The following is a 19382-nucleotide window of genomic DNA, read 5'->3' on the forward strand; positions in this document are numbered from 1 at the left end:
CCCCCGCACGACCCCTTTTGTGAAAGGCCCCCGCACCATGAAGACCATCACCCACTGGATCGACGGCAAGCCCGTCGCATCCGCCTCCGGCCGCCACGGCGCCGTCTACAACCCGGCGACCGGCGCCCAGGAGAAGCAGGTCGGTTTCGCGACCGTCGACGAGGTGGACGCCGCTGTCGCCTCCGCCAAGGCCGCCTTCGAGACCTGGGGCACCTCCTCCCTTGCCAAGCGCACCGCGATCCTGTTCAAGTACCGCGAGCTGCTGGACGCCCACCGCGACGAGATCGCCGAGCTGATCACCGCCGAGCACGGCAAGGTCCACTCCGACGCCCTCGGCGAGGTCGCCCGCGGCATGGAGATCGTCGAGCTGGCCTGCGGGATCAGCGTGCAGCTCAAGGGCGAGCTGTCCACCCAGGTCTCCACCCGCGTCGACGTCGCCTCGATCCGTCAGCCGCTCGGCGTGGTCGCGGGCATCACGCCGTTCAACTTCCCGGCCATGGTGCCGATGTGGATGTTCCCGCTGGCGATCGCGTGCGGCAACACCTTCGTGCTCAAGCCGTCCGAGAAGGACCCGTCGGCATCCTTCCGCCTCGCCGAACTGGCCTCCGAGGCGGGCCTGCCCGACGGTGTGCTGAACATCGTGCAGGGCGACAAGATCGCCGTCGACCGTCTCCTGGAGCACCCGGACATCGAGGCCGTCTCCTTCGTCGGCTCGACCCCCATCGCCAAGTACATCCAGCTCAAGGCGGTCGAGCACGGCAAGCGCGTCCAGGCCCTCGGCGGCGCCAAGAACCACATGCTGGTCCTGCCCGACGCCGACCTGGACTTCGCCGCCGACCAGGCGATCAACGCCGCGTACGGCTCGGCGGGCGAGCGCTGCATGGCCGTGTCCGTCGTGGTCGCGGTCGGCGACACCGGCGACGAACTGGTCGCCAAGATCGCCGAGCGCGCCAAGAGCCTGAAGATCGGCCCCGGCAACGACCCGTCCTCCGAGATGGGCCCGCTGATCACCCGCGAGCACCGCGACAAGGTCGCCTCCTACGTGTCCTCGGCCGCCGAGCAGGGCGCCGAGGTCGTCGTCGACGGCACCGGCTACACGGTGGACGGCCACGAGGACGGCTTCTTCCTCGGCGTATCCCTGCTCGACAAGGTGCCGCTGACCGCCGACGCGTACCGGGACGAGATCTTCGGCCCCGTCCTGGCCGTGGTCCGTGCGGAGTCGTACGACGAGGCCATCAAGCTGATCAACGACTCCCGCTGGGGCAACGGCACCGCGATCTTCACCCGGGACGGCGGCGCCGCCCGCCGCTTCCAGCTGGAGGTCAAGGCGGGCATGGTCGGCGTGAACGTGCCGATCCCGGTCCCGGTCGGCTACCACTCCTTCGGCGGCTGGAAGGACTCCCTCTTCGGCGACCTGCACGTCTACGGCAACGACGGCATCGCCTTCTACACCCAGGGCAAGGTGATCACCACGCGCTGGCCGGACCCGGCCGACGCGGGCATCAACCTCGGTTTCCCCAGCCACTCCTGACACTTGGTCAGTCTTCTTCGGAGGGAGGTACGTCCATGGCGAAGACCCGTGGCGCGACCCGCGCCGCGAACGCCCCCGCGCTCGACTCCCTGGACTTCGCCCTGGACCGGGGCAGTCCGGTGCCGCTGTACTACCAGCTCGCCCAGCAGCTGGAGGCGGCGATCGAGCACGGGGCCCTCGCCCCGGGAAACCTCCTGGGCAACGAGATCGATCTCTCGACACGCCTGGGCCTGTCCAGACCCACGGTCCGGCAGGCCATCCAGTCCCTGGTCGACAAGGGGCTGCTGGTGCGCCGCAGAGGCGTCGGCACGCAGGTGGTGCACAGCCAGGTCAAGCGCCCGCTGGAACTCTCCAGCCTCTACGACGACCTGGAGGCGGCCGGACAGGGCCCGACCACGCAGGTGGTGCGCAACGAGCGCGTGCCGGCGTCCCCGGACGTCGCGGCCGCGCTCGGCATCGCGGAGGGCACCGAGGTGATCGCCCTGGAGCGGCTGCGCCTGACGCACGGCCACCCGGTGGCCCTGCTGTGCAACTACCTGCCGGCGACCCTGCTCGACCTCGACAGCGAGCGCCTGGAGTCGACGGGCCTGTACCGGATGATGCGCACCGCCGGCATCACCCTGCACAGCGCCCGGCAGACCATAGGAGCCCGCTCCGCCACCGCCGAGGAGGCGACCCGCCTCGACGAACAGGAGGGCGCGGCGCTGCTGACCATGCAGCGCACGGCGTACGACGACACGGGCCGGCCGGTCGAGTACGGGACGCACATCTACCGGGCTTCGCGCTACGCGTTCGACTTCCAGCTGCTGGTCAGGCCCTGAAGAACCCGGCGAACGGCAACGTGCGGCGCACCGTCACCCGTGCCGGGCGTACCAGTCGACGGTGCGCCGTACGCCTTCGTCCAACGACACGATCGGGGCGTATCCCGTAAGGGAGCGCAGGAGGGTGAGGTCCGGGCAGCGGCGGGCAACCGAGTGGGCGGGTGCGGGCCGGTATTCGAGTTCCGGATTGTGACCGGTGATGTCCAGGATGAGCTTGATCAGGTCTCCGATGTTGGTCTCCTCCGTGTCGTTGCCGATGTGGACGATCCGACCGCCTGCGGCCTCATTGGTCATCAGCCGGTGCACCGCGTCGACGGCATCGTCGACATGACAGAACGCACGGGTCTGATCGGCGCCGAAAACGGTGAACGGGTCCTCGCGGCGCAACGCGCGCAGGGCCACCTCCGGGATCACATGGGCCGCACCCATCCGAGGGCCGTAGACATTGTGGAACCGTCCGATGACATAGGGCAGGCCCTTCGCCCGGGCAGTGTGAGTCACCGCGGCTTCGCCGAGCATCTTGCTGGTCCCGTAGGCGAATCGAGGTGCGGTGATGTCTTCCACCGTCAGGGGGACGGTTTCCGGGGTGGGCACGGGCACTATTCCGGCGCTGACTCCGCCGGCGTACACCTCGCTCGTGGAGGCGAAGAACAGGCGCTCGCCCGGCCGCATCCAGTCCAGTGTGTTGAGCAGGGCCAGGCTGTTGATCCGGATGGCCCTGGCAGGATCCTTGTCCACATTACGGACCCCGACGACGGCGGCCAGCATGTAGACCTGATCCCACCCGTGCGGGATGTCCTGGTAGCACGAGGGATCGGTGAGGTCGGCGTGCAGCACCTCGGCGTCGACGGACGCCAGCTCGGGGTCGTTCCGCCCACGCGAGAAGTCGTCCACGATCGTCACGGAACAACCCTCGGCCAGCAGCCTCCGAGTCAGGTGCAGCCCGATGAAGCCGGCACCTCCCAGTATCAGCGTCTTCATGTCGTCACCGCCGGGACAGGAGGGGCACTGGCCGCGGAGAGGTAACCGAGGCCGGCATAGCGAACGCCTCGGGCAGTGATCTCGGCGGCGTCGAGGATCCGCCACGAGTCGAACACGAGCTGCACACGGGAACCGTCCAAGGCACGGCCCACGTCGAGGGTGCGGTAGTCGGGGTGATCGGTGATGACGAGCACCGCGTCCGCGTCCTGGAATCCAGTGTGGACGTCGACGGGCTCCCCGCCGTACGCACGGATCACGTCAGCGCCCACCAGGGGGTCATGACCGAGGATCCGCAGTCCGGCCGCCGCGAAGACCGGCATCATCGCCACGATCGGAGTGCCCCGCATGTCGTCGGTGGGGGGCCATCCCTTGTACGCCCAGCCGAGCACGGCGAGTGTCGTTCCACCCGCCTCCCGGATCATCTCGACGACCCTGTTCGCGACATGGACGGGGAGATCCTCGTTCAGCCTCCTGGCCGCACGGACCAACTCCGGCACGTACCCGACGCGTTCGGCTCCGGAGGACATGATGTAGGGATCCTTCGACAGGCAACCGCCGCCCACGTACCCGGGCTTGTGGATGTCCGGCCGCGGATAGTCCAGGTTCGCCGCCTTGATCACTTCGAGCGGGTCGAGGCCGAATCGTTCACTGAGCTCGGCCACCTCATTGCCGAACGCGTAGATCACGTCGGTGTGGCAGTTGTTCGTGAGCTTGACCAACTCGGCGGCCTCGAGACTGGACACGGGTACGACCTCCGTGGCGAGGCCGCCGAACAGGGCAAGGCCGAGGCGCAGGCTGTCCTCGTCGAGTCCGCCCACGACTTGGGGCAGCTCGAGCAGCTCCCGCAGGGCCCGCCCCTGAACGGTCCGTTCCGGCGCCATCGCCAGCCGGGCCCGGCCCCAGGCGCCCAGCAACCGCGGGAGAACCACCGCCCTGCTGGTCCCGACCGGCACGGTGCTGCGTACGACGACGAGGGTGTCGGGCGTGCAGCGATCGGCCACGTGCCCGGCGGCCGCGGCAAGGTTCTCCAGAAACGGCCGTCGCGTCACCTCGTCGACGGGGGTGGACACGCAGATGATGGCCGCGTCGACGGACTCGTCCGGCAGCTCGGAATCGATGAAGATGTTCTTGCCGATGAGTTGGGCGAACGCATCCTCGACACCCGGTTCGTAGACGTGGGCCCGCCCCTGTCCCAGGGACTCCAGCACCGACGGTTGGACGTCGACGCCATGAACCTCGTAGCCCTTGCGGGCCATTGCCGCGGCCAGGGTCAGACCGACATACCCCATGCCGATGATGCCGACCCGGTGAAATTCGCGCGATGCGCCTTCCTTCATGACATTTCTCCTGTCGGTGTGGGAATTTCAGGGCAAAAATTTCATTCAGGACGCTTCATCAAAGGAAATATCTTTCAGGGACACGGCGGACGGACCTGGTCCAGGTCCCGGACGGTCACGTAGCCGGCGAAATGTTCTTTCCGGTAGTTGCGGCAGGCAGTGGCGATGTTCTGGGGCCGGTCGGCATAGTCGACCGCGAACACGATCTTCCCGGCCCTTCGCAGCGCACGTGTCGCCTTCAGTTTCGGCGCGCAGAAGTCCTCGTTGCACGGGACGTCGGTGGCCTGGAAGAACAGCCCTTCCACGCCGATCCCGTCGATGGCATCGCGATACCCGGGGTGGCGTTGCAGCTCAGGGGCGTTCAATGGGAAGACCCAGAATCCCGGCTTGGTTGCTTTGGCGTACTCACTGATCCGCCGGATGAGACCGACCATTTTCGCGCCCAGATCGTCCCGGCTTTCGCCGGGCAGCCGATGGAGGTCGATCTCGTCGTAGGCCACCACGGTGTCGAGGAAGACACCGTCGAACCCGGCCGCGATCGCCCGGTCCACACGTGGCTTGATCGCCTCCTCCCACCATCGCCGGTCCCAGTACTTCACGAAGTACTCACCGGGCCAGTCCGACCATTCACCGATGATGAGATCGGGGTTCTTCTTCCGGAAACTGGGATAGTCCGGCCGGAACCATTCGAGTGACCCGATTTCGAAGTAGGCGAGAACCTTCTTGCCGGACTGCTTCAGCCGACTGATCTCGTCCGCCGAGAAGTACGACGCCGAAGCGTCTCTGGCCAGGTCGATGACGGCCAGCTGATACCGCCCGCGAGCCAGTTCGTCGAGCTTCCCGTCCTTGTAGCCCTGAAGCTGCACCACCGCATTGGTGATTTCGTCCGGACTGGTCGGAGCGGGTGTGCCGGCGCGTGTCCGGTCCGGTTGTTTCACGCCCGCGGGCATGGCACAACCCGCGAACACCGCGATGCAGCACGCGTAGAGAACCGCTCTCAGGAGTTGCTGCGACTTCACGGGACGCTCAGCCTTCCCAGCTTGCCCGGATCGACGTGTCGAGGTCATGGGTGGGTTTCCAGCCGAGGACGTCGCGGATCCTGTGCACGTCGGCGGCCATCCACTGCACCTGACGAGAGCGCGCCGGTGCCCCGTCGGACTCGTGCACCTGCCCGACGAACCCCGCGGCCTTCACGAGCAGCGCGACCGCGTCGCGCACCCTGACGGCGGTTCCGCTGCCGACGTTGAGCACCGGCTGCGGCACGTGACCGGCCAGCGCCGCCGCACCGATCGCAGCCGCCACGTCCCGCACGTCGACGAAGTCCCGGTAGGCGTCCAGCGGGCCGAGGGTGATGTGGTCCGCACCGCTTCTGAACGCTGCCCGAATGGCCTGCGCGGCCCTGCCGAGCAGATTCTCGGGCGGCAGTCCGGGGCCGACCGGGTTGAACACCCGCAGCGCCACGGCGTCCAGGGCCCCCTCGCCCGCAGCGAGTTCGATCAGCCGGGTGCTCACCAGCCGCGTCACCCCGTACGCGCTCACGGGGTCGCCCGCAGCGTCCTCGGTGACCGGCCTGCCGGGGGCGACGACGCCGTACTCGGCCGCCGAACCCAGCACCACCAGTCGCGCGGTCGGCAGCGCCGTCTTCATGGCCTCCACCAGACGCGCGGTGACCAGGGCATTCGCCTCCACCAACGCGACGCTGTCACCGGACAGCCGACCCGCGCAGTTGATGACGGCATCCGGACCGACCCGCCGCAGCAGCGGCACCAGTTCGTCGACGTGCCCCTCGACCAGGTCGTGCCGTACCCAGTCGGCCTCGTGCGGCCGCTGCCGCCGGCTCACCTTGACGAGCGTGCCGACGCGCGCGTCATGGGCGAGGAAATCCGCGACCGCGCGACCTATGAATCCCGACGCGCCGAACAGCAGCACCGTGGCGTTCATGCGACCACTTCCTCGGCGGCAGGAATGGCCGGCAGCAGCGTGGAGCGCATTGCCTGGTAGCTGCGGTTGGCCTCTTCGTAGTCGTCCGGGCAGCCGATGTCCAACCAGTAGCCGCCGAAGTCGTAGACCCTCGGCTCGTCGCCGCAGGCGAGCATGTCGAGCACCAGTTGGTCGAAGCCGAGAGGCGTGTTCTTCGGATACCGGGCGAGCGTCCTGCCGGAAATGGCGTACACGCCCATGCTGACTCCGTAGGAAAGCGTCGGCTTCTCGCTGAACCTGACGAGACGGTCGCCCATCGTCTCCAGCGTGCCGAAGTCGATCTTGACCTTGCGCTGGTAACTGGCGATGGTCAGGGGCGCACCCGACCTCTCGTGGTCCCTCAGGAGGTGGGCGTAGTTGAGGTCGGTGAGAATGTCGCCGTTCATCACCAGGAAGTGCTCGGGCAGCCGGTCGAGGAAATTGAACAGCGGACCGATCGTGGACAGCGGCTGGTCCTCTTCCGCGTAGTCGGCCGTTATGCCCCAGCGCGCACCGTCACCTACGAATGCGCGGATCAGCGAGCTGAGGTGACCCACCGCGAGCGTCACCCGCCGAAATCCCTGGGCCCTGAGCTGCTGCAGGATGATGTCGATGATGGCGTATTCCCCGCCGATCGGCATCAGCGGCTTCGGCAGTGCGGTGGTATAGGGCCTGAGGCGCATCCCACGGCCTCCTGCGAGGATCGCAACATGCATGACATGACCTCCTTGGAAACGGAGTCTGTTTCGGATCACCTGTATTGATGAACGTCGCCGATGTTCGGCCGCAGAGCCAGCAACAGCAGTGCTAGCAGAACAACACAACTGACCAGGAAGATCGGCACCTCCCCATACGGCGCAAAATAGTGGGCCAGCGAAATCCTCGCGGCGATGTTCAGAACGAGCACCAGGCCGGTGATTTCCAGAATCGAGCGGAAGTGGCCGTGATTGACCGTGATGAACCCCACGAAATACGCACCGCCGAGCACCAGGTACGTGACGACGAGCAGCACCCCGCGCGCGGTGAGGAGCCCTGCGACGGAAAGAGAGACCAGCAACAGGGTGGCAAGAAACGCCAGAGCCAGAACACACAGCGTCAGTTCGCGCAGCAGCAGATGCCACACACGGCGATGGAATTCGGCGGCCATCCGTGAACGGTGCACCAGCTCGACGGCCTGGATATTGAACCGGTGCGTCCGCCACTCCACGGTTCCCATCCCCAGCACCAGGGGTGCCATCGCAAGGGCGAGGTCCAGCGGTGCCGTCACGAAGGGGACGGTGTTGCAGAGCAGGAACAGCGCGGACAGCACCGCATAGGCGATGCAGGGCAGGACCGAGAAGAGGGCGGGCTGCACGGGGGCCTGCTGTGCCCGGTCGCGCGGTTGCCTCGCCGAGCCGGTGGCCCACCAGGCCACTCCCGCCGTCAGCACACACGTACCCACGGCGGTGATCAGCACGGGTGCCGTATGGCCGGCGTCGTACCCGTGAGCGAGATGGGCCCCGCCCGCGACGAACGTGGGCAGCACGAGCACCGCGAGGCGCCATTCCATGCCGTAGAAGACCAACACGCCCGAGGCGAGCTGGAAACTCATCTGCAGCACGACGAACACGGCCAGCCGTGCGTCACCCGCGCCGGTGGCCGCGAGGATCAAGGCGTCCACCAGCGCGATGCCCAGTCCGAGTGCACCCAGGCATCGCCACATCCGTGCGGCCGTCTGCGGGTACCCCTGCCCGAGCAGCCGGTAGGCGGTGACGCTCGTGCCCATGCCCCAGATCCAGCCCAGCGTGGTGGCCAGCAGCATCCCCCGCAGCAGCGCCGGTCCGCCGATCGCGACGAGTACCGCCGGATACGCCGCGCCGGGAACCGAGTAGAGCAGGCCGTGCGTCAGCAGCACATACCGCTGCGGCTGACTCACGGACGTCTCGTCCAGGGGCGTGGCCGGCCAGTCGGGCAGCCGTCGGAACATCTCGCCGGCCAGCGCGAAGACGTCCTCGGAGCCGTACTTGTCGCGGGCCTCCTGGTCGGTCACGCCCTGGCGTTCGAGCAGGGTCGCGGTGTGGAGCTCGTCGACCACGACCGGCGGGCTCGGTTCCAGCGTCGCCACCAGCTGCCCGACCGGGTCGGCTCGCCCCGACCCGCCGGAGTCCGCGTGGTTGTCGATCTGCCTCATGAGATCGCCGCCCTCTCCCGGTCCGCAACGCGGCGTGGGCCCGAAGGCGGGTCGAGCACCAGGTCGTCGTACATCTTGCGGTAGCCGTCGTTCCACTGCGACAGCGTGAACTTCTCCAGCACCCGCTCCCGCGCGGCCGTGCCCAGCCGGCGCCGCAGCGCGACATCGCGGAGCAGCCGCACGCATGCCTGTGCCACCGCGGCATGGTCACCCGGCGGTACGAGGATCCCCGCGTCGCCGACCGCCTCCGAGACACCGCCGACGTTCGTGCAGACCTGCGGGCGTCCCGTGGACATCGACTCCACCACGGTGTACGGGAATCCCTCCGACACGCTGGTCAGCACCGTCAGATGGCCGGCCTGGTAGGCATCCACCTGCCGGGGCACCCTGCCCTCGAACACCGCGGCGCCCGTCAGCCCGAGTTCCTCCACCAGCGCCAGGCAGCCTGCGTGGTAGTTCTTGTTCTCCGCCGGGACCGGACCGAAGATGCGCAGCCGGGCTTCGGGAACCTCGCGCCGCACCAGGGCGAACGCCCTGATGAGCGTGTGCAGGTCCTTCAACGGGTCGATGCGCCCGACGAACACCATCGTCGGGACGTCCGGCTCCCCTTCGGCGACCGGGTAGTCGGTCGGGTCGATGCCGTTGTACATGGTGCGGATCCGGGCCGGGTCGGCTCCGCCGTACAACTGCCAGCGCCGGTTGTACTGGGAGTGCGGGGCCAGCACGTCGACCGCCCGGTAGGCCGCCACGGTCATCGCACGGCAGAAGCGGAGCATCAGCAACTGACCGGTGTTCGGATGGGGTTCGCGGAGTATCTCCATGTACCGCTCGCGCAGATAGACGCCGTGCTCGGACATCACCAGCGGTGTGCCGAACGCCCATTTGCTGATCAGCCCCACGAGGACACTGGACCCGCACATCGCCAGGTGGCATACGTCCGCGTCGATCGGCGGGCGGGACAGCGGACGCAACGCGTGCTCGATGAGGTCGGCCGCAGTGAACGCGTCGTACAGGGAGAGCTTGCCGCCGCGTCCGGACTCGCCGGCCGCAGTGTCGCCGTAGGTGTCCCGCCACGCCCGCATCATCCGGTCCAGGGCGTCGTTGGAGACGAACACCTGCCGGACATCGCCGACCTGGGCGTAGTCGAACAGGATCCGAGCCATATACAAAAACGATTCTGCGAGCTCCCGGTCGTGGTCCGGGTCCTGCTGCGGTGGACGCATCAGTACCCGCAGGAAGTTCTCGTGCGCCTCGACGACCGACCGCGGTGGCCTCAGTCCGCCGGCGGTCCGGGACGGAGCGGCCCACATCGGCAGGTTGACGACCTTGACGAGGTTGTCGGGGGAGGGCCAGACCTGGGGTTCGCTGCCGTCGACCGTGAGCGACACGACGGTGAACGAATTCTCCGGCATGCCCCGGATGATCTGGTCGCACCACAGGCTCACCCCGCCGGGGTGGTAGGGGTAGGTGCCCTCGGCGACCAGCAGGACCCGCAGCGACCTGCCCGCGTCGGCGGGGACCAGCTCGACGTACCGAGGGCCGATGCCCTGTTCACGGCGGTCTTGGTCGCCATTCACCCGAACCGGACTGGTCATCGCGGCCTCGCAACGAGGGTGACGGCGTCACCCCGGTTCAGGCCGAGCCGGGAGACCGAGTCGGAGCCGTATGTCTCCGCCTCGTCCGGACCGCGCTGGTCGGACTCGGTCGCGGGCCTGGTCGCGACGCCGGTGACGAACAGCGAACCGTGCGCGGAAGGGGTGTAGGTGATGGCGTTGGTGACCCGGTTCCACACCGCGTCCTCATGGCTCTTGAGCTCGGCGAAATGACTGTTGCGGGCTTCGACGTATTCGGCGAGGGTGAGCCAGTCGGGATTCTTCAGTGGCACCCGGAAGTACGCGCTGTACTTGGCGAGCAGCGTCTGCAACCAGTCGAAGGTGAGACTCCTGTCGGGCTCGTACTGATGCGCGTTGCTCTGATGCAGGGTGTGTGCGTAGACCGAGCCGGTGATCAGGTGCACCAGCGCCAGATCGGCTTCGTGATCGATGGTCTTCCAGTAGTAGGTGTGCGTGTCCTTCTTGTCCACCGCGTTGTCGTAGTACTGCGCCACCTGCTCCGCCGGGTTGATCGCCTCGAAGGCGATGGCGACCGGCCAGTCCGGCACCACCATCAGGTCCGGCTGCAGTGGGTGGCGGACACCGCAGTTGAAGCAGGCAGGCCGGTGGCTGGGGAAGGACATGTTGCCGTGCAGGTACTTCACCCCGAGATCACTCGCCGCTTTGAGCAGCGCCTTGTTGGAGGCCCTCAGGCCGTGATCGACCGGCTCGGCCAGTGAGTTCGCCTGGGGGGCGTATACGCCGAGCCCCGAGTACTCCGGGGTCTTGAGCACCGTCGTGGGCACGGGAAGGCCGATCGACGCCGCCCTTTCGAGGTTGTCGCGGATCTCGGCGTAATTGCGGTGGTACGACGTCGAGTTCATCTGGGGATGACTCACCGTGTGGCTGATCCAACGGAACTGGCCCTTGAGGCAACGGGTGTAGCTCGTCAGCTCGTCCGGCGTCTTTCCCGGATGGCACATCGCCGGCGCGTTGGGGTTCAGCAGGCTGCCGTTGAAAGCAAGGTTGAGCCTGAAATCCCCGCTGAGTGGATACCGGCGCCGGAACTCGGCCTGCTGGCGGCTGAGTGCCAGTGCTTCCCGGCCCGTGATGCGGAACGACTTGGCCTTCGCGTCTCCGGGCGCGCCGTGCTGTGTGGTGAGGAACCAGTCGTCGATGTCGACATTGAGCCAGTGACGCTGCTCGCCGAGGAAGACGCCCCTGGTGGCCCACCGGACCAGCCCGAAGCCGAGCAGGTCGCCCGTCATGTCACCGCGCCCGACGGAGAATCCCACGCCGAGCTCCTCCCGGCCGTCCTTGTCGGTGTGGAGCGAGCCGACGACCGACGAGCCGAGGGTCAGGATCGGTTGCGTACGGCAGCCGGGCTTGACGGTCGAGCGGTACACGTAGCTGTTCGCCAGAGGGATGCGGATGTCCGGCGAGAGGTAGTCGAAGATCTTCCGGCCGCTGCGGGTCAGCGCGGCGTGGGCCGGCTTGTTGCCCACCGCTCCCTCGGACTCGGCCCGCAGGCAGGGGAAGCCCGCCGCGGCGGTGTTCAGCGAGACCTGCCGCACCTTGTAGGTGCGTTCGTAGGTCCACAGGGCGTCCCACTCGGCGTTGCTGACGGTGCTCGAGCCCGTGGACGAGTCGCTCAGAGTGCTGTTGGTCATCAGGACGGCGTCGTACCGGCCGATGCCGTCGGGGCGTACCAGCCGGTGCGCGTCGATGCGCTCGTGCCTGGTCAGCAGGACGTCGTAGGGCGTGCCTATCCGGTCCAGGATCAGCCGCCATGCCGGCAGTCCGAAGTCCCGGGCGTCGGTCGCAATGACCAGCTGCCGCAAGGCCACCCGGTCGCCCGGATGCGCCGGGGACCTCGGAGTCGCGTCGAGGCGCACCGGCACGAGTTGCTTGCCAGGTTCCTGTGGCGCGGGCGGGGTCGCCCCCGTGTCCGGGACGTGCAGACCGTCCGGGGCCGCCTGCCAACTGGTCCCCCGGGGCGCCACGGCCAGCGTGATGATCAAGGGGATGACCCCGACCGCCACAGCGAGGAGGATCAGCGGGCCGCGAGGCTTCTCGATTACGGCGCTCAACTTCATCGAACATCCTCGATCGACTTGTTCATGCGGTCACGGTGGGGACACGTCCGTCGATCTGCGCGAACCTGCGTCGTATCTCATCTCCAGAACCAGTAAACTTACGTCGTATACGCCCACTTTGCACCCGTATGCCGGGATGGTCAAGCAGAGGTAGACGTATCTGGTATATTTACGTCGTAAACGTACGGAATACAGCGACGGGTGCGCACCGTCCAGGCGAGGGCCTTGCACCGACCGAGGGGCGAGGAGGCGCGGAATGGCGACTGGCTCAGGGCTCGGCCCGGCACGTCACGCCGGTGAGCACGGGCGTGGCGGCGGGCTCAACCGCGAGCGCGTGCGGGCCGCCGCGCTGGAACTGGTGGATCGCGAAGGCCTCCCGGCACTGAGCATGCGGCGACTCGGCACCGAGCTCGGTGTGGAGGCGATGGCGCTCTACCGGTACGCCGCGAGCAAGGAGGTCCTTCTGGAGGGCCTGGTCGAAGCGCTCTACCGCGAACTCGAGGAACGCCTGATCACCGCGCCGGGCCCCGGCGTGACACCCGGCACGCCCACGTGGCGCGCCGAACTCCAGCGGATCGCCCGAGCGACGTACGACATGTGCCTCGCGCACCCCCATGCCGCCCCGCTGCTCGCCACGCGCGTCCCCGCGGTCCCGCCGACATGGCAGCCGACCGCCGTCCTGCGGGACCACGAGAGGGTGCTCCGGCTGCTCCGCGAGGCCGGGCTCGACGACGTCCGCAGCGCCGCCGCCTTCCAGGCGTTCACCGCCTGGCTCCTCGGCTACGTGTCCGTGGAACTGCGGCCGACGGTGGACAACCCCGATGAACCGGATCCGGCGTTCCGCCTCGGACTGCACCGCCTGTCGGCCCAGGAGATGCCCACGCTCCGCGAGACGGCCACCGCGCTCGCCGAGCGGGGCGGACCGGACGGGCTGGCGCTCGGACTGGACGCCCTGCTCGACCGGTTCACACGGGAGTAGGCGCCGCGGCACCCTGCCGCGCCCGCACCCGTTGGGTCCGGTTCCCCGCTTGACGCCCGTCCGCCATGACGGCACAGTATGTACACATACGTCGTAAACTTACAGCCTGGGACGCATCTCGGGAGCCTGTTGGCATGACACGCAGAGACCTCGACGGAACCGGGCCTCCGGGCCCGCCGTCGACGATCCTCGTCACCGGCGGCGCCGGTTTCGTCGGCAGCCACGCCTGTGTCGAGCTGCTCGACCACGGCTACGAGGTGATCGTGGTCGACGACTACTCCAACAGCACCCCCCAGGTCTTCCCCCGCGTGGAACGCATCGCCGGCCGCTTCGTCGGCGCCGTCTACGAGTTGGACATCCGTGACCGGCGGGCCCTCTCGGCCGTCTTCGACCGGCACGCGGTGGACGCCGTGGTGCACTGCGCAGGCCTCAAGGTGGCGAGCGCGTCGACCGTGCTGCCCGTCGAGTACTACGACGCGAACGTCGGGGGCACGACCGCCCTGCTGCGGACCATGCACGAGCACGGGGTGCACCAGCTGATCTACTCCTCCAGCTGCTCGGTCTACGGCGACGCCGGACCCGGGCCGCTCGGCGAGGACACTCCCGCCCGGCCCGCGAGTCCGTACGCGGCCTCCAAGGTGCTGTGCGAGCAGATCCTCGCCGACATCTGCCGCCGGCACTCCGAGTACACCGTGCTGTGCCTGCGGTACTTCAACCCGGCCGGTGCCCACCCCAGTTGGCTGCTCGGCGCGGATCCCCGCGGCGAACCTGACGATCTGATGCCGTACATCGCCCAGGTGGCCGTCGGCCGACGGCCACGGCTCCGGGTCTTCGGCGGCGACTACCCCACGCGCGACGGGACCGCGGTCCGGGACTACGTCCATGTGATGGACACGGTCGAGGCGCACCGTGTCGCGCTCGACCACCTCGCCGACGGGCCCGGCATGCGTGTGTACAACCTGGGTGTCGGCAGGGGAAGTTCGGTACTGGACGTGGTCGCCGCGTTCTCCGAGGCGTGCGGCCGCAGCGTGCCGTACGAGATCGTCCCCCGCCGTCCGGGCGACGTGGCCGAACTGGTCGCCGACGCGAGCGCCGTGGCGCGCGACTGGGGCTGGCGCCCCACCCGCGACCTCACCGACATGTGCCGTGACGCCTGGCGCTTCCAGCGGCTCAACCCGCACGGTTACGCGGGCGCCGTACGCCGCCCGAACTCGAAGCACTGAGTGCGAACGCCGTCTCCACCAGGGCGATGTGACTGAACGCCTGGGGTGCATTGCCCAGTTGGCGGCCGGAGTCGGGGTCCCACTGTTCCGCGAGCAGACCGACGTCGTTGCGGATGTCGAGTACCCGCTCGAAGACCTGCCGGGCCTGTTCCGTACGGCCGGTCGCGGCCAGGGCGTCGGCGTACCACAGGGAGCACGCCACCAGCATGCCCTCCGAGTACCGCGCACCGCCGCCGTTCAGTGAGTACCGCCGTACGAAGCCGCCGTGGCCCAGATGCCGCATGGCGCGGACAGTTCCGCGCACCCGCTCGTCCCACGCCGGCAGGAAGCCGAGCCTGGGCATCAGCAGGGCGGAGGCGTCCAGGACGGAGGAACCGTAGGACTGCACGAAGCTGCCCCGCTGCGCGTTCCAGCCCTCCCGGCACACCTGCCGGTGCACCTCGTCCCGCATGGCCCGCCACTCCCCCGAGGAGCCGTTGCGTCCGAGCAGTTCCCCCATCCGCAGGGCACGGTCGGCGGCCACCCAGGCCATCACCTTGGAGTGGACGAACTGCCGCCCCGGTCCGCGGACCTGCCACAGGCCCTGGTCCGGTTCCCGCCAGTGCCGCAGCAGATAGCCCATCATCGCCTCGACCAGGCTCCACACATGGGCGGGCATGGGGATCCCGGCCCGCAGCGACTGGCAGAGGACGTCCAGGACCTCGCCGTACACGTCCAACTGGAACTGGTTCGCCGCGGAGTTGCCGAACCGGACGGGCCGCGACCCCTCGTAGCCGGGCAGCCACGGCGCCTCGGTCTCCGGCAGCAGGCGCTGCCCACCCACGCCGTACACGGTCTGCAGGTCGGCGGGGTCGCCCGCGATGGCGCGCACGAGCCAGTCCAGCCAGGCCGCCGCCTCGTCCCGGTAGCCGCTGCGCAGCAGACAGGACAGGGTCAGGGTGGAGTCACGCAGCCAGCAGTACCGGTGGTCCCAGTTGCGCCCGCCGCCGATACGGCCGGGCAGCGACGTGGTCGGCGCGGCGACGATTCCGCCCGTGGGCGCGTAGGTGAGCGCCTTCAGCGTGATCAGGGAGCGCACCACGGCATCCCGCCAGGGTCCGGCGTAGCGGCACTGGGCGGCCCAGCGCCGCCAGAAGTCGCCGGTCTCCTTCAGCAGGGTCTCGGCCGGGACGGACAGCGGTGCGGGCGTCTCGGGCCGGTGCGAAGGCGCCCACACCAGCGTCAGCGCCAGCCGTCGTCCGGCCGCGACGGTGAAGTCGTACACCATGGAGTCTTCACGGTCGAGCACCCGTACGGGGCCGTCGGCGTCCAGCCAGACGGCGTCCGGGCCGGCGACCGCCACCGCGCACTCGTCGACGGCCCGGACCCAGGGCACGACCCTGCCCTGGTGGAAGCGCAGCCGCAGCTCGCTGCGCATGGTCACAACGCCGGAAAGGCACTCGACGACCCGGACGATGCAGGGCAGTTGCGCCCGCGGCGGCATGAAGTCCGTGACCCGCACGGCGCCGGTCGCGGTCTCCCACCGCGTGTCCAGGACGAGCGTGTCCGGCCGGTAGGCGCGCTGTGCGCACGGTCCGCGGGCGACGGGAGCCACCCGCCAGAAGCCGTTGTCCTCCGTGCCGAGCAGCGCCGCCAGACAGGCCGGCGAGTCGAACCGGGGCAGACAGAGCCAGTCGACGGAGCCGTCCCTGCCGACCATGGCCGCGGTCTCCAGGTCACTGATGAGGGCGTAGTCCTCGATGGGGGCGCTCATGATCGCCAGTCACTCAGATTCGGGCGGCCGTGCGGAACAGCGCCGACGGAGGTGGCAGCTCCGCCGTCGGCGCTGCTCTGCGGACACATCCCGTTCCACATCATCGATCACCATTGTGTGAGCCGTATATTTACGGCGTATACGTACATCTTCTCGCGGTGCGGCTCGCGAGTCAACTCCGGGCGGGACCGCTCAGCCGCCCATGGACAGTGCGGCGCTGATCCGCCTGGCGGTGAATCCCGTGCCGCACACGAAGCGCAGCAGCGGCCCGAAGGTGGGAGCGGCGGCCAGACCCGCGAAGTACAGACCCGGCACCGACGACTGGAAGTCGGCGGACAGCTGCGGCGCACCGGCCAGTTGAGGCGGCTCGACCGCACTCTTGCGCACGGCCCGGCGCAGCTGCGGACTCAGCAGTTCCACCCTGTCGACGTCGACCAGATATCCCGTCCCCGCGATCACGTGGTCGGCGTACAGGGTCTCCAGGCCCCCGCCGACGTTGCGCACCTTCAACCGCACCCCGCCGTTGTCGCGCGCCGCCGAGTGGAGGCTGCGGCCGGACAGCACCGGGACACGGTCCTGCACACGCTCCCGGAGCCACCAGGCGCCGGACGGCCCCAGGACCGTACGCAGGAGGTGGGCACGGATGCGGGCCGGCAGGTGCCGGATGGCGGCGGGCCCGCGGCTGCAGACCACCAGCGGCCATCCGGTGCCCATCGCGGCCTCCGGCCACAGCAGCCGGGCGTGCAGCGGACGGTCCGCCGCCCGGTCGGCCACCGGCGGCGGACCGAAGAACGGACGGGTGCGGGCGACCACCGCGGGCTCCGCCCCGGCCTCGTTCAGCAGGGCGGAGGTCTCCAGAGCCGACTGGCCGCTTCCCACCACGACGATGCGCCGCCCCGCGAACACCGAGAGGTCCGTGTGGTCCGCGGTGTGCGAGACGAGGCCGCCCTCGCGCAGCCCGGTCAACTCGCGTGGTACGTACGCGAAGGGGTTGACGCCCGTGGCGACGACGACAGCCCGCGCGGCGAACTCCTCCCCGGAGTCCAGCTCGACCCGGAACCGGCCGTCAGGGGGGCGGTCGACATGGCGCACAGCGGTCCGCTCCAGCCCGGGCACGCAGCTCTGCTGGAACCACAGCCCGTAGCGCACGAATTCGGACAGCGGCACCGGCTCCCGCTCGCGGCCGGGGTGGCGCCCCTCCCTGGCCCGGAAGTCGCCGAGTCCGTACCCGGGAGCGGGAGCGGAGATCGACGACGCGAACGGGGACGACTTGAGGTACATCTCGCGCGGCATGTGCGAGCGCCAGCCGTCCATGGGCTCGCCGAAGATCCGGTACGGCACTCGGCGGGCCTGGAGGTGGGCGGCGACGGAGAGCCCGTAGGGGCCTGCTCCGACCACGGCGACTTCGGTGTCTCCGGGAGGCTTCATGGTCCGGGCACCCTTTCCATCAGCGACTTCTTGACTTTCGCCCGATAAGGGGCGTATGTATATTTACATCGTAAGCGTACGGAATTGGGCAATCAAGACCGGCCAAGAGGTGAGGAAGCGAGCCGTGGCCGTCGCAAACCGAACGACCAGCATCGGAACGGCGAGGAGGAGGACCGCGGGACAGGCGCGCAGGCGCCCTCGCCGCAGGTCTTCGGTGCCGGTCCTGCTCGCCGTCGACGCGCTTGCCGCGAGCGTCGCCGCGGGCGGCGTGCATCTGCTCTTCCATCGCTGGTTCGTCCCGGCCGTACTCGTCCCGCTGTGGCTCGGCGCTCTGGCGTCACAGCGGGCTTACGGCGCCGGTGCCGACGCGGAGGGTCCGCGCCGGGTGCTGCGGGCGGCCTGTCCGGCCGGCGCCGCGGCCGGCGCCGCCTGGTGGTTCGTCCCGCGCGACGAGCTGCTGCACGACACCCTGATCGCGCTGCCGCTCGCCGCAGGGCTTACGCTCGGGCTGCGCCGGTACCGGCAGGCGAGGGTGCGTGCGGACGCGGGCCGGGTGCTCGTGCTCGGACCCGCCCGGTCCGCCGCCCAGTTGATCGCGGTCCTGCACAGAGGGCGCGCCCCCGAGACGCACGTCGTCGGAGTCTGCCGCACCGGCCCCGCGGCCTCCGACGGCGGTGCGATGGACCTGCTCAAGACCGTACGGCGGACCGGCTGCGACACGGTCGTCGCGCTGCCGTGCCCCGAGCTGGACGCGGAGCGGCTGCGCCGGCTGTCATGGGAACTGCGGGCGGCGGGCGTCGAGTTGATGCTCGCACCGGTGCTCGCCGACGTCTCGGCCGGAAGACTGGCCGTGCGTACGGTCGCCGGAGTGCCCCTGCTGCGGCTGAGCGCTCCCAGGATCTCCGCGCTGCCGCGCGTCCCCAAGGAGCTGGCCGACCGTCTGCTGGCCCTGCTCGGCATAGTGCTGCTGGCTCCGCTGATGGTGGCCATAGCCGTGTGGGTACGGCTCGACAGCCCGGGACCCGCGTTCTTCCGGGAGCGCAGAATCGGCCGCGACAGCCGTGAGTTCACGCTGCTGAAGTTCCGGACGATGCACCGCGGTGCGGACCGCCTCAAGGCCGAGCTCGCCCACCTCAACCTCTATGGCAGCGACCGGTTCTTCAAGATCGTCAATGATCCGCGCGTCACCAGAGCGGGCTCGTTCCTGCGCTCGTCCTCACTGGACGAACTGCCGCAGCTGTTCAATGTGCTGGCGGGCCACATGTCCCTGGTCGGCCCACGGCCCCTGGTGAAGGACGAGGTCGCCGCGCTGAGCGAGGACGCGAGCCACCGTCTTCTGGTGAAACCGGGCATGAGCGGGTTGTGGCAGGTCAGCGGCCGCTCCTGCCTGCCGACCGAGGAGCGGGACCGGCTCGATGTGAGCTACGTCGAGAACTGGTCGCCCGCCCTGGACCTGTCCATCCTGCTGCGGACCCCGTCCGCGGTCGTACGTCGGACCGGCGCCTGCTGACA

The 19382-nt window shown here is 69.1% G+C and carries 15 protein-coding genes; 5 read left to right on the plus strand and 10 right to left on the minus strand.

Annotated features, from left to right (window positions below):
- Nucleotides 1-37 precede the first annotated feature (37 nt).
- Both ABZ880_RS08465 and ABZ880_RS08470 read left to right on the plus strand, forming a co-directional pair.
- Nucleotides 38-1531, plus strand: a complete 1494-nt coding sequence (locus ABZ880_RS08465; protein WP_361258914.1) for a CoA-acylating methylmalonate-semialdehyde dehydrogenase — start codon at nt 38-40, stop codon at nt 1529-1531.
- 35 nt (nt 1532-1566) lie between these two features.
- Nucleotides 1567-2352 carry a GntR family transcriptional regulator gene (locus ABZ880_RS08470; RefSeq protein WP_361258917.1) on the plus strand — a complete coding sequence of 262 codons (786 nt, stop codon included), beginning with the start codon at nt 1567-1569 and terminating at the stop codon, nt 2350-2352.
- A gap of 33 nt (nt 2353-2385) precedes the next feature.
- On the opposite strand, the gene ABZ880_RS08475 is transcribed toward ABZ880_RS08470, so the two are convergent.
- The 8 genes from ABZ880_RS08475 to ABZ880_RS08510 form a co-directional block, all read right to left on the minus strand.
- Entirely contained in the window at nt 2386-3333 is a 948-nt protein-coding gene (locus ABZ880_RS08475) for an NAD-dependent epimerase/dehydratase family protein (protein WP_361258920.1), read from the minus strand.
- Complete coding sequence (locus tag ABZ880_RS08480; protein ID WP_361258923.1) at nt 3330-4670, minus strand: nucleotide sugar dehydrogenase; 1341 nt, start codon at nt 4668-4670, stop codon at nt 3330-3332. Before ABZ880_RS08480 ends, ABZ880_RS08475 begins: the two co-directional genes overlap by 4 nt.
- 74 nt (nt 4671-4744) lie before the next feature.
- Nucleotides 4745-5737, minus strand: coding sequence for an endo alpha-1,4 polygalactosaminidase (locus ABZ880_RS08485; RefSeq protein ID WP_361258926.1), 993 nt, complete (start codon nt 5735-5737; stop codon nt 4745-4747).
- Nucleotides 5697-6611, minus strand: coding sequence for an NAD(P)-dependent oxidoreductase (locus tag ABZ880_RS08490; protein WP_361258929.1), 915 nt, complete (start codon nt 6609-6611; stop codon nt 5697-5699). Before ABZ880_RS08490 ends, ABZ880_RS08485 begins: the two co-directional genes overlap by 41 nt.
- Entirely contained in the window at nt 6608-7345 is a 738-nt protein-coding gene (locus tag ABZ880_RS08495) for a sugar phosphate nucleotidyltransferase (RefSeq protein ID WP_361258932.1), read from the minus strand. Before ABZ880_RS08495 ends, ABZ880_RS08490 begins: the two co-directional genes overlap by 4 nt.
- A 35-nt stretch (nt 7346-7380) precedes the next feature.
- Nucleotides 7381-8799: a hypothetical protein gene (locus tag ABZ880_RS08500; RefSeq protein ID WP_361258936.1), complete on the minus strand. Its 1419-nt coding sequence runs from the start codon at nt 8797-8799 to the stop codon at nt 7381-7383.
- On the minus strand, nt 8796-10376 hold the full coding sequence (gene pelF / locus ABZ880_RS08505) for a GT4 family glycosyltransferase PelF (protein WP_361258939.1): 1581 nt from the start codon (nt 10374-10376) through the stop codon (nt 8796-8798). Before pelF ends, ABZ880_RS08500 begins: the two co-directional genes overlap by 4 nt.
- Before the next feature lie 14 nt (nt 10377-10390).
- Nucleotides 10391-12481: a hypothetical protein gene (locus ABZ880_RS08510; protein ID WP_361258942.1), complete on the minus strand. Its 2091-nt coding sequence runs from the start codon at nt 12479-12481 to the stop codon at nt 10391-10393.
- Between the two features lie 262 nt (nt 12482-12743).
- On the opposite strand from ABZ880_RS08510, the gene ABZ880_RS08515 reads away from it, so the two are divergent.
- Nucleotides 12744-13466, plus strand: coding sequence for a TetR/AcrR family transcriptional regulator (locus ABZ880_RS08515; protein ID WP_361258945.1), 723 nt, complete (start codon nt 12744-12746; stop codon nt 13464-13466).
- 134 nt (nt 13467-13600) lie between these two features.
- On the plus strand, nt 13601-14689 hold the full coding sequence (galE, locus tag ABZ880_RS08520; RefSeq protein ID WP_361258948.1) for a UDP-glucose 4-epimerase GalE: 1089 nt from the start codon (nt 13601-13603) through the stop codon (nt 14687-14689).
- Here galE and ABZ880_RS08525 read toward each other — a convergent pair.
- On the minus strand, nt 14637-16442 hold the full coding sequence (locus ABZ880_RS08525) for a glycoside hydrolase family 15 protein (protein WP_361258951.1): 1806 nt from the start codon (nt 16440-16442) through the stop codon (nt 14637-14639). The genes galE and ABZ880_RS08525 overlap by 53 nt on opposite strands.
- A gap of 192 nt (nt 16443-16634) precedes the next feature.
- Nucleotides 16635-17870 carry an FAD-dependent oxidoreductase gene (locus tag ABZ880_RS08530; RefSeq protein ID WP_361258954.1) on the minus strand — a complete coding sequence of 412 codons (1236 nt, stop codon included), beginning with the start codon at nt 17868-17870 and terminating at the stop codon, nt 16635-16637.
- Between the two features lie 214 nt (nt 17871-18084).
- Here ABZ880_RS08530 and ABZ880_RS08535 point away from each other — a divergent pair, with 214 nt between their 5' ends.
- A complete protein-coding gene (locus ABZ880_RS08535; RefSeq protein WP_361258957.1) occupies nt 18085-19380 on the plus strand; it encodes an exopolysaccharide biosynthesis polyprenyl glycosylphosphotransferase in 1296 nt (431 codons plus the stop codon).
- Nucleotides 19381-19382 lie beyond the last annotated feature (2 nt).

The sequence above is a fragment of the Streptomyces sp. NPDC047043 genome, assembly GCF_040644055.1.
Lineage (GTDB): Bacteria > Actinomycetota > Actinomycetes > Streptomycetales > Streptomycetaceae > Streptomyces.